The 16,143-nt window shown below is 30.5% G+C and carries 18 protein-coding genes; 1 reads left to right on the plus strand and 17 read right to left on the minus strand.

The window, feature by feature from the left end; translation table 11 throughout:
* Nucleotides 1-99 precede the first annotated feature (99 nt).
* Nucleotides 100-960 carry a DegV family protein gene (locus AYC61_RS17505; RefSeq protein WP_066505802.1) on the plus strand — a complete coding sequence of 287 codons (861 nt, stop codon included), beginning with the start codon at nucleotides 100-102 and terminating at the stop codon, nucleotides 958-960.
* Nucleotides 961-1,023: 63 nt separating this feature from the next.
* On the opposite strand, the gene AYC61_RS17510 is transcribed toward AYC61_RS17505, so the two are convergent.
* The 17 genes from AYC61_RS17510 to AYC61_RS17590 all read right to left on the minus strand — a co-directional run bounded on the left by AYC61_RS17510 (nucleotide 1,024) and on the right by AYC61_RS17590 (nucleotide 16,134).
* Nucleotides 1,024-2,184 (minus strand): amidohydrolase, encoded by a 1,161-nt coding sequence (locus AYC61_RS17510; RefSeq protein WP_156456517.1) that lies wholly within the window; start codon nucleotides 2,182-2,184, stop codon nucleotides 1,024-1,026.
* A gap of 247 nt (nucleotides 2,185-2,431) precedes the next feature.
* Nucleotides 2,432-3,205, minus strand: coding sequence for a hypothetical protein (locus AYC61_RS17515; protein WP_066505805.1), 774 nt, complete (start codon nucleotides 3,203-3,205; stop codon nucleotides 2,432-2,434).
* A 188-nt stretch (nucleotides 3,206-3,393) separates the two neighbouring features.
* Nucleotides 3,394-4,140: a 2-dehydro-3-deoxy-phosphogluconate aldolase gene (gene dagF, locus AYC61_RS17520; protein WP_156456518.1), complete on the minus strand. Its 747-nt coding sequence runs from the start codon at nucleotides 4,138-4,140 to the stop codon at nucleotides 3,394-3,396.
* A gap of 43 nt (nucleotides 4,141-4,183) precedes the next feature.
* Nucleotides 4,184-5,293: a DgaE family pyridoxal phosphate-dependent ammonia lyase gene (locus tag AYC61_RS17525; RefSeq protein ID WP_066505812.1), complete on the minus strand. Its 1,110-nt coding sequence runs from the start codon at nucleotides 5,291-5,293 to the stop codon at nucleotides 4,184-4,186.
* 231 nt (nucleotides 5,294-5,524) lie between these two features.
* Nucleotides 5,525-6,163 carry a DUF4310 family protein gene (locus tag AYC61_RS17530; protein ID WP_066505814.1) on the minus strand — a complete coding sequence of 213 codons (639 nt, stop codon included), beginning with the start codon at nucleotides 6,161-6,163 and terminating at the stop codon, nucleotides 5,525-5,527.
* Nucleotides 6,164-6,190: 27 nt separating this feature from the next.
* A complete protein-coding gene (locus AYC61_RS17535; RefSeq protein WP_066505815.1) occupies nucleotides 6,191-6,910 on the minus strand; it encodes a DUF4311 domain-containing protein in 720 nt (239 codons plus the stop codon).
* 2 nt (nucleotides 6,911-6,912) lie between these two features.
* Complete coding sequence (locus tag AYC61_RS17540) at nucleotides 6,913-7,212, minus strand: DUF4312 family protein (protein ID WP_066505817.1); 300 nt, start codon at nucleotides 7,210-7,212, stop codon at nucleotides 6,913-6,915.
* A gap of 7 nt (nucleotides 7,213-7,219) precedes the next feature.
* Complete coding sequence (locus tag AYC61_RS17545) at nucleotides 7,220-7,588, minus strand: SFCGS family glycine-rich protein (RefSeq protein WP_066505819.1); 369 nt, start codon at nucleotides 7,586-7,588, stop codon at nucleotides 7,220-7,222.
* Nucleotides 7,578-7,952, minus strand: coding sequence for a PRD domain-containing protein (locus AYC61_RS17550; protein WP_066505821.1), 375 nt, complete (start codon nucleotides 7,950-7,952; stop codon nucleotides 7,578-7,580). Before AYC61_RS17550 ends, AYC61_RS17545 begins: the two co-directional genes overlap by 11 nt.
* Complete coding sequence (locus AYC61_RS17555) at nucleotides 7,953-9,086, minus strand: amidohydrolase/deacetylase family metallohydrolase (protein ID WP_066505823.1); 1,134 nt, start codon at nucleotides 9,084-9,086, stop codon at nucleotides 7,953-7,955. It abuts the gene before it with no gap.
* Nucleotides 9,087-9,099: 13 nt separating this feature from the next.
* Nucleotides 9,100-11,115: a BglG family transcription antiterminator gene (locus tag AYC61_RS17560; protein ID WP_066505825.1), complete on the minus strand. Its 2,016-nt coding sequence runs from the start codon at nucleotides 11,113-11,115 to the stop codon at nucleotides 9,100-9,102.
* 214 nt (nucleotides 11,116-11,329) lie between these two features.
* A complete protein-coding gene (locus AYC61_RS17565) occupies nucleotides 11,330-12,070 on the minus strand; it encodes a GntR family transcriptional regulator (RefSeq protein ID WP_202906868.1) in 741 nt (246 codons plus the stop codon).
* A gap of 68 nt (nucleotides 12,071-12,138) precedes the next feature.
* Entirely contained in the window at nucleotides 12,139-12,306 is a 168-nt protein-coding gene (locus AYC61_RS17570) for a XapX domain-containing protein (RefSeq protein ID WP_066505828.1), read from the minus strand.
* Between the two features lie 270 nt (nucleotides 12,307-12,576).
* Entirely contained in the window at nucleotides 12,577-13,749 is a 1,173-nt protein-coding gene (locus tag AYC61_RS17575; RefSeq protein ID WP_066505830.1) for a trans-sulfuration enzyme family protein, read from the minus strand.
* An 11-nt stretch (nucleotides 13,750-13,760) separates the two neighbouring features.
* Nucleotides 13,761-14,414 (minus strand): class II aldolase/adducin family protein, encoded by a 654-nt coding sequence (locus AYC61_RS17580; RefSeq protein WP_066505833.1) that lies wholly within the window; start codon nucleotides 14,412-14,414, stop codon nucleotides 13,761-13,763.
* A 123-nt stretch (nucleotides 14,415-14,537) separates the two neighbouring features.
* On the minus strand, nucleotides 14,538-15,335 hold the full coding sequence (locus tag AYC61_RS17585) for a QueT transporter family protein (protein WP_066505835.1): 798 nt from the start codon (nucleotides 15,333-15,335) through the stop codon (nucleotides 14,538-14,540).
* A gap of 25 nt (nucleotides 15,336-15,360) precedes the next feature.
* Nucleotides 15,361-16,134 carry an S-methyl-5'-thioinosine phosphorylase gene (locus AYC61_RS17590; protein ID WP_242866831.1) on the minus strand — a complete coding sequence of 258 codons (774 nt, stop codon included), beginning with the start codon at nucleotides 16,132-16,134 and terminating at the stop codon, nucleotides 15,361-15,363.
* Nucleotides 16,135-16,143 lie beyond the last annotated feature (9 nt).

Below are 16,143 nucleotides of genomic sequence, written 5' to 3' on the forward strand. Positions count from 1 at the left end.
TATAGTCGATACCTGACACCTATAAAGGTTGGGAGACATCTTTTGCCTTGTTTTAAATCTTTTTTGTTCAATAATCAGAAAATTACATGGAGGGACAACATGACAAATCTTAAGATTTTTTCAGACAGCACTTGTGATCTGTCTCAATCCGATATAGAACAAATGGACATAGGAATAATACCATTAACCGTTACATTTGATAATACATCATACAAAGATAAAGCAGAAATTAATACAAAAGAGTTGTTGACAACTGTAAATAACACTGGGATACTTCCTACTACTGCATCACCATCACCAAACAATTTTTACGAAAGCTTTCTACCTTACATAAATAACAATATACCAGTTTTATATATTGGCTTATGTTCAAAGCTATCATCAACTATTGCTAATGCACATATTGCAGCTTCTATGCTTCCGCAAGGCTCTGTTTATATTGTTGATTCCCTTAACCTGTGTGGAGGTTTAGGAGCATTAGTTCGTATAGCTTATCGTTTAAAAAAACAAAATATGCATATAAATGATATAGTTTCTTATCTAAATAAAATTGCTCCAAACTACAAGCTGTTTTTCATTATGAACAAGCTTGATTATCTGTATAAAGGCGGTAGGTGCAGCGGATTAGAATATACTGTAGGTTCATTATTGGGAATAAAGCCTATTATTCAAATGTCACCTAACGGACTTCAAGTTTTTAAAAAAGTTAGGGGTAAAAAAAAGGCAGTTAAATATATGGTAAGTGAACTATTAAAGGATATTAATCGTATACTATTTTCTGAAATACATATAGCCTCAATATATGGTAGTAATAAACAAAGAGAAGAATTAAAACAAACACTCAAAGAAGCAAGCAAAGTAGAAATTTTCCATGAATACGATATAGGCTGTACTATTGCCAGTCACTGCGGTGATGGTACATTTGGATTTGGATATTTTATTGATACAGAAAAAAATTAAACATAAAAAGATAAAGAGTGAAGTTTAAACTTCACTCTTTATTTATGTAACGTTATTACCTATTTATCCCCTATAAACAACTTCCCCATCAATAATAGTAGCAATAGTTTTATAGTTAATGTCTTTTATAGGATTTCCTTTACATACTAATATATCAGCGTCTTTTCCAACTTCTAAGCTACCCACTTTGTCGTCTATACCTAATATCGTAGCAGGATTTATTGTAATAGCCTTTAATGCTTCCATTTCATCTAGACCTGCTTTTACTGCAAGTCCTGCACATAATGGTAAAAATTGAAGTGGTATAACTGGAGAATCTGTTGTTATTGAAAACTTAACTCCTGCTTTATTTAATACAGCGGGTGTTTCAAAGCTTTGATTTTTTAATTCAAATTTTGTTCTATGTCCTAAACTAGGTCCAGCTATAGCATATCTACCTTCCTCTGCCAAATAATCTGCTATAAGATGACCTTCAGTACAGTGATCTAAAGTTATATTTACATCAAATTCTTTTGCTATTCTAAGAGCTGTAAAAATATCATCTGCTCTATGTGCATGAGCCTTAAGTGGTATTTCTTTTCTAATAACCTTAGCTAATGCTTCCATTTTCATATCAAATTCAGGTTCTTTATCAATACCATTTTTAGCAGCTTCTTGCTTGTTAACGTATTTTTTTGCTTTAAATAATGCTTCTCTTAATATAGCAGCTGTTGCCATTCTAGTCATTGGTGATTTCTTTTGATCATGGTATACTCTTTTTGGATTTTCTCCAAAAGCTATCTTCATAGCAGCAGGTGCCTTAACAACCATATCATCAATTCTTCTACCATGAGTTTTTATTATTGCAAACTGTCCACCTATTACATTTCCACTTCCAGGACCTGTACACACACATGTAACTCCACCTTGCACTGCTTCGTCAAAGCATCTATCAATTGGGTTTATACAATCAATAGCTCTCAAGTGAGGTGTCACAGGATCAGTCATTTCATTTACGTCATCACCTTCAAAACCTATACCATCTTCTTCTAATCCTATATGGCAATGTGCTTCAACGAATCCAGGCATAACATAACATCCATCTGCATCGATAACATCTGCATTAAGCGGCACAACTAAATCTTTTCCTACTTCTTTAATCTTTCCATTTTCAACAAGAATGTCTGCATCAATAACACCATTCTCAGTCATAGTGAATAATTTACCGTTTTTTATAAATAACAATTCCAAACCCTCCTGTCAGAAAAAATACAATTCAAATTTTTACTATCAATGATATCATATCAAATTAACAGATAAAATCAAGAAAAAAAGCTAAAAAAAGGACAACTCAAATGAATAAATTTCAAGTATAAAAATTCGTCATTTTGAGATGCCCTCATATAGTGTAATAATATTGAGTTTTATAGATATGGATATATTAAACCCAGATTATTCAAAGTTATACGAATAATCTGGGTTTAACTATTTTTTATTTATTTTTGATTTCTTTAGCTTGCTCTATAAATTCTTCTTTTGTTATTTCGCCTTTCTTAAGCTGTTTCTGCAAATCTAAAATTTGTATTTTTTTATCTATGTTATCTGAATAAATTTCACTTAATTCCTGCTGTAATTCATCTTTTGAAATTTCATCATTTAAATATTTTTTACATGCATCAAACATCTGCTTGCTATTTTCACCTTTCATGATGTTCTTAATTTTTTTTGTTCTTGTACCTAATTTACCGTTTAAACGTCCTTTAAACTCATTAGGCAATAATTCTTTTGCTTCTTCTTTAGTTATTTCACCATCTTTTAACTGTTTTTTTACCTTTAGAATTTCTGTTAATTTAGCTTCATCTTTTATTTCACAACCTGCAGCTTTAAGCTTATCTATACACTCATCTATTGTTATATCTCCATTTAAGTATTCATCATTAATCTCTTTTCTTACTTCAAAATCTTTCATTTTTTCTTTTGTTTTGTCTAGTCTTTCTTTCATTTTATCAAAATCTATTTTCTTATCTTCAGGCAGTAATTTTGCTGCTTCTTCTTTAAAATCATCAAATGTAATTTCGCCTTTAAAATATTTTTGTGATAGTTCTCTCATTTCTTTCATGTTTCCTTTAGCAACTCTTTCTATTTTTCCTTTGAAATCACCTTTGAAATTTCTTTTTTCATTAGCTTGATTATCTGTTGCAGCTCCGGCTATTGTTGGCACTGTTAATGCTGCTATCAATGCTCCAGTTATTATTAACTTTTTCATTCTTATACCTCCTAATTTGTATTGTTTGTTTCCTTGAGTTAATTATAAGATATAGTTATAGAATAAATATCTAATAAATATGTGAAATTGTGTTTTTGAAATATTTTTAAATTTTAAAAATTGCATAAAAAATGAGATGTCTCTAGTTTTTTTAGACATCTCATTCTATTTGTTTTTATGTCAATCATTTAAACTAATTTTTTTATGATTTCAAATATCTCTTTAACCATAGAAACCTCAGTCATTCCTGTTTCTTTGTTTATAATTGAACTATATACATGAGGTATTATTTTTTGACAACCTGCATCTATACATACTTTTAAGATTTGTTCAAAATTATCTACTGTTATTCCTCCTGTTGGTTCAATAATTGGAATACCTATCTTCACACTAGCTTCAGCCACAACCTTCAGGTTTTCTAGATATTTTGTACCTTTCATATGAAAGAATTTTATTGAATCTACTCCCGTATCTTTTAGCATATTTAAAGCAGCTTCTACGTCTACCACACCTCCTTTAGAGCCTACTGAGCTATAAGGTCCTGTTGTTATTTTAACCTTGTTCACATCATCTGTTGGGCTAATAAGTGCATTTACTACTGTATCGGAATATCCTCGGCTCATTAAAAATCCTTTCGCATAGGGAGCTGTTGTAAAAACCTGATTAACATGTCCAGGATTAGTCCTACCAGCAATCTCTAATGCCATTTTCCATTGAGCTGGATCTCCTGCTCCCAAACCAACAGAAACAACTCCGAGCTCTTTTAGAAATTCATTAGTATAATCAACTGCACTATCTACGTCTCTAAAGTTTTTAGATAATACACCTATGATTGCATGTCCATCTAGAGCTTTACTTACTTCTTTTGCATTTTCTAAATTACCTGCCAATAAATTGACAGCAACTTTATCTTTATAAAAATTTATTTTACTCATTATTATTCCACCTTATTAGTAAATTTGTTTTCATATTATTTGATTAAATATTATTGACAATTTCAGCTATTCTTTCGTATATAATATCTTCTTCTTTATCCTGTAATGGTCTAGGATCAATATTTATTATTCCTAAGTTGGAATAATGTTCTCTAACATATATTTGTACCGAACCTTTCTTTAACTCATTTATAATATACTCTGCATTAACTCCTAAAACTCGTTCGTCTACTTTAATTGCTGCTCTATATATTTCTCTACCCGCTTCATCTTTGACTACAGAACCTTTTAGTCCTTTAATTTGGTTAATATTTTTAATAAATACTTCCATTCTTTTTTTATTTTCTAAAGCTTGAGTAGTTTTATCTTTATTTTGATATATTTGTAAAGCTCTTAAAAATCCCATAATATTTTCTTTTCCTACCTTCATAGCTCTACCTATACCTTTATACTGCAACTTACACCATTTAATTTTTTCACTTTTTCCTGTTATAAAACCTGATGTTGGTCCTTCTATTGCTTTAGCTCCACTATAAATAACTAAGTCAGCTCCTATAGCTAAATATCTTTTTAAATCTTCCTCAGCTGCTGCATCCACAATAACCGGTATGTTCTTTTCACTTGCAATTTCACAAACTTTTTCTAAAGATAACATTCCTTTTTGTACTGTGTGATGTGATTTTATATAAAGTATAGCAGCTGTATTTTCATTAATAGCATTTCCAATATGAAAATCTTCAGTCTTATTAGAATGACCAACTTCTTTTACAACACCTCCACCAAGTCTAACCATTTGATTAACCGGCGCACCAAAATTTACGCAATGTCCTTTTTGTATTATAATCTCATTTGCTAATCCTTCACTCAAAGGTAATCTCTCAACTATATCCATTTGACCTTTTGAAATCATAGAAGCAACTGATATTGCTATACCTGCTGAAGCACCTAAAGTAACACAGCTGTCTTCCCCACCTGTATACTCAGATATCACCTGTCCTGCTTTATCTATTAAAGCTTCAATATTTACAAAACTCATTGCTGCTTCCAGCATATATTTTCCTGTATCAGCATGTATTGTAGACACACCTAATGCAGTCATCTTACCACTTGCATTTATAACTTTTGCAAGTCCTAATTCTTCATATATAGTCATGTTATTCACTCCTTAAAATTCAACCTATTCATCATATACTTGAAAAAAGTCCAAGTTCAGCAAAGCAGAAATTGGACTTTTTTTATAACAACGGAAGCAATTACATAGTAATTGCAACACACCGTTTCAACAAGGCGTGTGATATGTACACCTACTGTTAAATCTAATCGGTATCCTCCACCTATAGAGGTAGGAGACATCTTGCGCCTTGTTATAGTCTAAAAGTTACTATTATGCTACTACTGGAAAACAACTTGCAAGTATCATTGCTCCTAATATAGCTCCTCCTGCTATTGGTTTATCTAATTTATAGAATATAGCTGCTCCAATAAATGCTCCTACTCCTGCTGGTATATTATAGTTGATAGCTGATATTATTATCAATGGTCCTAAGTATCTTCCTGTTGCATTACCTGCTCCCATCATTATGTTAGTACCTGCTGATGCTATACCTGAAGGCATTAACTTTCTAATTAATATAATTACAAGACCTATTACAATCCCTATCCCAAGACCTGTTAATAAAGAAAGCACATAGTTATTAACAGGAGCAGTTATTCCTGATGCTAAAAACAATGCTGGGATTCCTATACCTACACCTGTCATTAGAGAACCACCTATATCCAATACCCCAACAAGCGGTCCTTCCAATATCCTTGCTACTAAAAATCCTGCTGCAAATCCCGCAGCTGCTGCATAATCTCCACCAGAAAGTCCTTGGTCTAACATGTTAACTACAAATATTTCATTAAAAGCACCTACATGATGAACAACATACATATGAGTACCTGCAAATATAGCAGAACAAGCTAAAGCTACTAAAATTGGAAATGTATAATCTTTTAAGAGAATCTCTCTAAATCTATTCATTAACCTCTCACCTTTCTTCTTAGTTTTTTAGAATAATGCTAATATTTTGTCTTGAAAACCTCTAAAGTAAGCAATAACGATAAATAATATAACAACTAAAGCAATCATTGTTTTTGTTGCTTTTGAGTATCCATTTTCTTCAGTAGATTGTCCTATTAATATACCAAGTACAATACCAGGTACAGCATTACCCATAACCATTTGAGCTAATCCACCTAATACAGTTCCCCATATTCCTGTTATTTTACCTGCATCTAGTGCTGCAAGCCAGAAAATTATAGGCATTACAGGATTTATCATAAGCCCTGCTGCGGGTGATAGTATATTTTTAGCAATTATAGATGTAGATTCAGGTATTATTGAAGCTATAGTGTTCAAGAATGCAACTACTATAGCACCTACAATAGCACCAGCTACGCCCATTTTAGCTGGGTCATGTAAAGTATTTTCTACTCTTTTATCTTTCATTAAAAGTGTTCCTGCTGCCCAGTTTGGTACTATACGATGAAAAACATCTTGAGTTAATGCACCTGCTGCAACAACAGAAGCAGCAGCATTAAACAAAAATCCCAAACCAAAAGAAAAGTGAGTCACTGCATCTCCTTTACATGCATTTATCTCTCCTAGCGTCCTAAATGCACCCATTGATTGAACTTCAGGAGCATGAAACATTCTTGCAGCACCGGCTGCTATAGCAAATCCTCCAATAGCACCAATAATTAATGATTTAATTAATATAATCAACAAAATTATTCCTCCTCTGCTAAATCCAAATATTTAATAGCTACTATTACTTTAGCCTTTATCTTGTACTGAGTTTTCTCTCTTTTCATAAAAAACCATAAAAAAGCTTCGTTAATTTTATTAACTTCTTCTGATAATATATATACTTTGGTAGGTTCCATGTGTAAAATTAAGCCTTGAACCTCGCTATATATTTGTTTTCTAAGTTTAGTGAATATAGCAGCAAAAACATCTTTTTTTGTTTTCCCACTGCCTTCTATAATTAGTTCAACTTCTTTACTTTGTAAATACTGCTTATCAGACACTGTTTTATTATCCTTTCTTATGAATTTTAAGATATTCCTCAACAATTCTTTTTCCAAGTTCTTCACTGTCTAAAAATCCAAACCCTAAAACCTGAGCACCTTCTTTTAATGCAGTCACCCCTGCATCTATACTCCTCAAATGATGTTTAACCTTATAACCATACTTATTGGCTGCCATTAGTGCACCTGCACCTCCACTACCACAAAAACTCAATCCTATATCTGCATTATTTTCATGCATCACATCTCCTAGTTTCATATCAGCTGCCATACCTTCTATCAATATTGCTTTACCGCCTGCTGCTTCAATACCTTTTGCAATTTTTTGTCCTTTTCCTAATCTATCACCTATAGCTATAACTACTTTATCTGACATTTTCTTCACCTCCTCTCATATTAAATGCTATTTGAATGTGTGTAGCTACTAATATAATTTCAGATAAATTTTGCTTAGTTTTATATTTATCAAAAAATGGAGCTACTATTTTTTTTGCAATTTCTAATACTTTTTCATCTATTTCATCTAGAACTTTCATATCAACTTCATCTATTTTTTCATTATTTTTTAATCTCATAAATAAACTGATCATATGTGAATAAAATCCTATTTCAAATTGTTCTCCAAATTCAATTTTTTCATTATTAATTGTCTCTTTAACACTTAATAGGTTTTTGCTGATTTCTTTAAAATCATCATCACTTATATCTAGCTTTTCCTTTAAACTTAAGAATAAATCCATCTAATATTCCACTCCTTGCAATTCATAAATTTCACCATTTTTAACTGTATATAATACCTTAATTCCCATATTCGATGTAATTTCATTTCCATCAGAATCGTTATATATAAGTTTTTTATTTTCAATTTTAAAAACTGTCAAATCAGCTTTATAATCAATCTTTATCGCTCCAACATTATTTAAATTGAATACTTTAGCTGGATTTGAAGTTACTTTTGTAATACATTCTTCTACACTAAGCCCTAAAGAAATTATTTTATTTATAGTATCTGCTAGACTTTTTACCGGGTATTTATAGTTTTGTTTATAAATATCTGTACTTATTGTGTCAGGATAAAAACCTTGATTAAAGGCTTTATTAGCAGTATTAAAGTTAAAACTAGATGTACCATGCCCCACATCCCAGAATACGCCACGACTTTTTGCTTCTATAGCTTTTTGAATTATCTTTGAGTCATTCAATAATCCATTTACTTTACCATGATAAGTATGGGTTACAACATCACCCTTGTCCAACAAATTTAAAACATCATCCAATTTTGGAGGATAGTTCCCAATATGAACCATAAGGGGCAGTCCAGCTTTTATTGCTATTTTCTTAGCAATTTCTATTGGCGTTATTCCCAATGTTCCAACCGTTGAGGCACTCGCTCTAGCCTTTATTCCCTTTATCAGATTAGGATATTTTTTAACAGTCTCATAAATCAATTCTTCATCAATATTATTTAAATCAGCTATCTCATATCTTTCTTTTATTAAGCCTGTTTTTGCAATATTTAATAAAACATAAGTATCTGTAGTATTATTAATAATATTTTTTTTATAAAAATCATCGATATTTAAAGGCCCACAGCTTCCTGCATCAAAAATAGTTGTTACTCCAGTACTTATTCCTACAGTGTCTGCATCTATTCCTAAGCTAGTAGCTGTATATAAATGCGAATGAATATCTATGAAACCCGGTGATACTATATATCCTTCTGCATCAAAATATTTTGCTCCATCAATTAAAATTTCTTTATCTAATATTTTTTTAATTTTGCCATTCTCAATATATATGTTTCTTTTCTCATATTTGTAACCACTATCAATGTCTAATATAGTAGCGTTTTTTATAATTAATTTTTCCTTCACTATAACTCATCCCCTATATTAAATATCTCATTATTGCAATTATTTCACTATCTGGTATTATCAAATTATATTTACTTGCTATTTTTTCAAGGTGCTTTTTTACTATATTGAATATATCCAAATTATCTTCTTTATACTTATTGATATTCAATTCTTCATTATAAGATTTACGTTCCCATCTAGGAATTGCCATTATTATATGAATTACAATACCCAATACATTTGAAAAATTATTAACACTATTAATATCAATAATCTCCTGTATCATAACTCCTAAATCCGCTATTATCATAGCTATTTTTTGTGAATACTCCTCTAATGCTTCATTATATATAAAATTCTTATTATACATTCCTATGAAAAATCCAAAAAAATTGTTTAATTCTTGTTCGAGTTTAATTTTTTTATCTGATTCATCTACATATTTATCTAAAATATTCATTAAAGAGCTTACTATATATTTTTCATCTTTGATTTCTTCATAATTTTCTTCATTTTCAAAATTACTTTGAGTTATAAAGCTTTTTATTTTACTTAATTCTCTATTAGTAATAAGTGGGCTGACTTTAATTACCGGTCTTTTTAATCTTTTTAAACTTACTGTACTTATTATAAAATCAATATCTTCTAATAATTGATCATTATCCTCTATATCAAACATAGACACTATACCTTTAATTTGTATATCTGATATTGTATTTTTAATTCTCGATGATAATATTTTTGCTGAACCTTTTCCAGTTGTGCAAACAACTAAAATCTTCTTTTTTTCTATTTGCTTTGAAATTTCTGAACATGCTCCTAAATAAAGTGTAATATAGCCTGCTTCACTTTCATCTAAGGTTACGTTTTCATATTTCTCAAAAATAGATATCATTTCTTTAGCAATTTGAAAATGCTTTGAATATTTAATTTTAATTTGATCAAGTAGTGGATTTTCATCTATAACCCCAAGTCTACGTTTTTTTAATGTTAACTGAATATGAGAATATAAATCATTTTCTAATTTTGTCAATGAACTACTTTCCAATTTCATTTTCTTTCTTGCAAAGTCAATCATTCTCCTAATACTATTTATTAAGCTTTTATCAGTATTATATATACTATCATCATTAAAAAAATTAAGTCTCATATTAGCGGATATTAAATGTATTGTAATATTTACTATTTCCGCCTCAGGTATAACTATTTCATAAATTTTTGAAAGTTCTTCAGCTATTTTTTGCGCTATTAAAAATTCTTTATTCTTTTTAACAAGCTCTTTTTTATTTTTAGATAAGACAATTTTTTGACCTTTAATAAGCCTATCCATTGCAATAGCTAAATGCACTATTAATGATGCATAAGAACTATCAGGCATCCAAAAATCATATTCCTTTTTACTATTCTTAATTGCCTTTTTTATATCTACTATACTTATTGTCACTGACAGATTATTAAGTGTATCTATGGTTATGTTTTGATGTTTATTGTATGCTGTACTTAATAAATCTAGCATGTCATGGTTATTGGTAGCTTTTATTAAAATATCGCTTAACAATCTTCTGATATTTTGTTCTTCACCACTTATGCTGTGACCAATTCTTGGTTTACTTATTAAAGCTATATTATACTTTTCTAGGTATACCTTGATGCTTTTTAAATCCTTGATTATAGTGCTTTTACTTACTTTTAAACAATTTGCAAGATATTCAATGGTTATAGGTTTTTCTGTCTTAAAAAACTCTATTAAAATATAATTAATTCTCTTATCTTTACTAAGTAATACATAGTAATTATTACTACCTTGTAAATAACTCAATGTTTCTTCTTTCAAGTTATTATCAATATCTAACCAAATACCTATCTTGCTTTTCTGATTAAGTTTTATGTTTTTTTGTTTTAGCCAGTATTTAATATCTTCAAGATCATATCTAACTGTTCTAGCGCTGATATTGAACTTTTTCGCTAAATCTTTAATCAGAATAGGTGTATTGTTATTGATAATATTTAATAATATAGCCTTTTGTCTTTGGGTTAGTAGTAACACAATAAAATCTCCTTTACAAATTACGCGATATATATACTATTATGTTATTTGATGTAGTTTATTGTATGATTCCCTTGATTTAATTATACATAAAGAAAAGCTATTAAAAAATGACATGTTCTTTCATAAAAATAATTGCAAAAGTACATGATTAAAAAAGAGCATATATAAAGGGATGTTTCAAAATTCATGCATTCTGAAGCATCCCTTTATATTACTTAACCCTATTAACTTTAAACCTAAATATATTTGAATTAAAATAATCGTCTGAATATATTATTGGCTTACCTTCTTTGTTATAATGTATTTGCTTTAATAATAAAAACATATGATTTTTATCAATATCAAGCTTGTCTAGCATTTCTTTTGTAGGTGTAGTAGGTAATATTTCTGTTATAGCATATTCAATTTCAATATTATAGTTATTTTTAAGGTAATTAAACATACTAAATTTAGATTTATTGTCTAATTCCTCATATGTTATTTCTTTTATTATATTTGTTGGTATTGAATCTACACAAAATACTGCTACTTTGTCACAAGCATTTATTATTCTTTTAAATGTAATTACATTAACATCAGGCGTTATTTTTAACTGCTTTATCATATCATCAGTAGGAGCATTAACACTAATATCTAGCCAAACTACATCAGGTTCATTTCCAAAACTTCTAATTATTTCGCTAATACTCTCTAGCTTTTCTAAGCCGCTTTCTATTTGTATCTGTTTTTTATTTACAAATGTACCTTTACCGTGAATTTTAGTTACATATTTTTCCTGTTGCAATAGTGCTAAAGCTTCTCTTACTGTATACCTGCTTACTCCTAGCATTTCTTGTAATTTTTGCTCAGAAGGAAGTTTTTGACCTGATCTCAATTCATGTATTTTGATATATTCGAGAATCTTTTCTTTTGCTTTTTGACTTAAAATTACTGATTCATTTTTAATTTTCATAGGCATCCCCCTAAGACATAAGATGTCTGATATCTTTTGATATGTTTATATCTTTATTTATAACAAATCTAGAACAAGACATCTTTAAGATATTCCACAATTTTCGCTCCTATTAGTATACCTACTATACCTGCAACTCCTGCTACTGTGGGAGGTGCTGGAATTGGCAGCTTTACAGCTGTAAATATCATTCCGGTAACAATTCCAGTAATTAGAGCTAAAACAACTAATTTCACATTATGACCTCCTATTCATGCATATATAAATTGCACATTAAACTACATATACTAGAACTTTGTGTTTAGTTTCTTTTTAAATAATAGCTTCATATTTTCAATCATTCAAACAAACTATAATGAAAGACTAATTTCTTATCTTTATAACATTGGAGGCAATTACGTAGTAATCGCAACACACCGTTTCAACATGGCGGGTGATATGCACGCCACTTATTAAATCCAATCGGTACCCGCCAACTATGGAAATTGGGGACATCTTGCGCCTTGTTATATGTTTGAAAGAGCATTTTCTAAGTCTTTAATTATATCTTCTGAATCTTCTAATCCAACTGATATTCTTATCATGCTTTCTGTTAACCCAAATTTAACGAGTTCTTCCTTAGGATAACCACTATGAGTCATAGCAGCAGGTAATTCAATAAGCGTTTCACAATCACCTAAACTAACAGCTAATTTTATAAGCTTAACATTATCAACAACTCTTATAGCTGTTTCCAAATCTCCATCTATTTCGAAGCTTATCATTGCTCCATATCCTCGCATTTGAGATTTTGCTACTTCATGACCTTCAAATTCTTCTAAACCTGGATACATAACTGATTTAACTTTAGGATGTTTAGAAAGAAATTTAGCAACCTTCATAGCATTTGCTTCATGCTGTCTCATTCTTACACCTAATGTTTTCAAACCTCTTAATAATAACCATGCATTAAATGGACTCATTACTCCACCAAATTCACACATATAGTCAAATTTAAGTGTATTTATATAGTCTACATCCTTAGATACTGCAATACCAGCTACTACATCCCCATGACCACATATATATTTTGTAGCACTATGAACAACTACATCTACTCCCATTTCAAGTGGATTTTGAAAATAAGGAGTAGCAAATGTATTATCTACAACTACCTTTATATCATTCTTTTTAGCTACTTCAACTACTTTTTTAATATCTACAATGCTCAAATTTGGATTAGAAGGTGTTTCAAAATATATAACCTTAGTATTTGCATCTATTACCTTTTCTAATTCATCAGTTTTAGTCATGTCAACTACTTTATAATTCACATCATATTGTGGTAATACCTTTGTAACTACATTAAAACTAGAACCATATAGTGTTTTATGAACTATAACAGTATCTTTAGGTTTCAAAAAGGAAAATAATGTACTGCTTATTGCTGCCATCCCAGATGCAAATGCTACTGCCGCATTTCCACATTCAAGTTCTGCCATTCTATTTTCAAGTAACCTTAGTGTTGGATTATTTCCTCTGGTATAAACATAGTCATCACTTTCAAATGCCATAACCTTTTTAACTTGATCTATGCTGTCAAATACAAACGTAGATGTTTGAAATATAGGCGGATTAAGTGCATTATTAGGGTTGTTTCCATTAGCTCCTGCATGTATAGACTTAGTATCGAATTTCATAATATACCTCCTTATCTTTGGCCGTATTTATTTAAGTAAAAATCTCTCATAAAGTCAACATCTTTTTGTTCTAATTCAACAACTCCGCCTAGAATATTTGCATAAATAGTAGCTTGAGCTGATTTTTCAACTACTGAAACTATCTTTAATGTTTCTTTTAAATCTTTTCCTGCTCCTAAACAACCATGGTTTGCTAATATAACGGCATTTCTTCCTTTTAAAGCCTCAGTTGCAGAATGTGCTAATTCTTGTGAACCTGGTAAGAAATATTCACTTACTCTGACATCTCCTCCAACTATCTGAACCATATCTTCTGCCGCTGCCGGAATAGGTTTTCTTGCAATAGCCATTGCTGTACAGTAAGTGCTATGTGTATGTATCACAGCATTTACATCTTTTCTATCTTTATATACAGCCAAATGCATGTGGCTTTCAATTGAAGGCTTTTTGTCACTGTCAATGATATTTCCTTCCATATCTAGTATTACTATATCTTCAGGTTTAATAGCATGATAATCAACACCACTTGGTGTAATAGCTATATAATCTTCTCCCGGTACTCTAGCACTTATGTTACCCCAAGTTCCTACTACTAATGCTGAATCAGCCATCTCAATTCCTATATCAATAATACTTTGTCTTATTGCTTCATATTTCACGCTCATTTCATAATCCTCCTAATATTAATTTTTTTATTTATTATAAAGTAGTCTTCAAAAAAAATTGTACCTCATGATAGCATTATAAGCTGAAGGAAATAAAGCTTCCTTCAGCTTCAATAATTTCAATTATTGTAAAATTCCAGATATTATTAGCATTGCACTTGCTATACCTGATACTGCTCCAACAGATGCTGTTCCTGCTCCACCTGCCGCAAAACCAGCACTAAAAGCTGCCTGACCAGCACCTAAAGCTAAAGCAAGACCTCCACCTAAGCCTATTACAATAGTTAAAACCATAACCATTGCTCCAATCTTAGCTAATCCCCCTTCTCTAGGAAGATCTCTTTTATCCATTATATCTGTATATAATAAATCCCATTTTTTAATCCTAGGATATAGTAACATCAATACAGGTATACCTAAAACTATTGAAGGTATTGAATTATTAAGAGTTATTATAGTACCTAAAGCTGCAAATGGAACCATATTTAGAATATCTAAGCCTGCTGCAATAACTAATGCACAAGACATACTTCCTAGTATTGAAACAATAACAAATGTAACAATTTTTTTACCTGATTTTAAATCTGGTTCTTTGTCTTTCTTTACTAATCCTAAATTATTCCATAGTTTATATGGAACATATGCAAACATAAAATTACCAACAAATCCAAAAATACTTCCTACTCCTAATGAACCAAAAAAATCTCCTATTAAGTTACCTATTGCTGCTCCCCACGCTCCAGCAGGACCAAATAATAATCCCATAACTACTGGTAGAGCACTCGCAGGTCTTACTTCTGTTATACCAGGTATCAAAACAAGACTCTTAAAAGGTATTAATAAAGCTGCATATAATCCTGCACAAAGAGCTACTAAAACTACCATTTTTGTATTATTCCACATTCTAAATACTTCTTTCATGTCATAAACACTCCCTTTTTAGATTTTACAACTGGATGACTGCTTTAGTACACATACAATTTTCTTGACTTAAGTCACTACTTAAAATTTCCATAAATGCTTTTGTAATCTTATCTTTATTACTTACTAATGCTCCCTGTATGTCATGCAAAGTAATTTCTTCACTTTTAAAACCTGTACACCAGTTAGTTATAATTCCAATTGTACTATAGCACATACCTAGTTCTTTTGCTAAAACTACTTCTGGAACATTAGTCATTCCTACAACATCACCTCCAATTTTGTTATAGTATTTTATCTCAGCTCCTGTCTCAAATCTTGGTCCTTCTGTGCAAGTATAAACTGCATCCCCTTTTATATCTATATCATATTTAGGAGCTATTTCACTAAATAACTTTCTTAGATTCTTACAATATGGATCACTCATGTCCGTATGTTTAACAGGATCTTTGCCACCTTCAAAGAATGTCACTGGTCTTAATTTAGTAAAATCTAAAAAATCATTTATAATTACAACATCACCTGGAGCATAATGCTCATTACAAGAACCAACTGCTGCTGTTGAATAGATATATTTAACTCCAACTTTTTTTAATGCCATCATATTAGCTCTATAATTAATTAAATGCGGTGGTGTTGAATGATCTTTACCATGTCTAGCTAAAAACGCTATCTCACTGCCATTATACTCTACAACATTTAATTCAACACTTCCATATTTAGTTTCTACAATTTTAACGTAACTATTTGCACCAGCATCATAAACGCCTGTTCCTCCAATTATAGCCTTCTCTATCATTTCATCACC

This window comes from Abyssisolibacter fermentans (genome assembly GCF_001559865.1).
In the GTDB taxonomy this organism is placed as follows: Bacteria; Bacillota; Clostridia; order Tissierellales; family MCWD3; genus Abyssisolibacter; species Abyssisolibacter fermentans.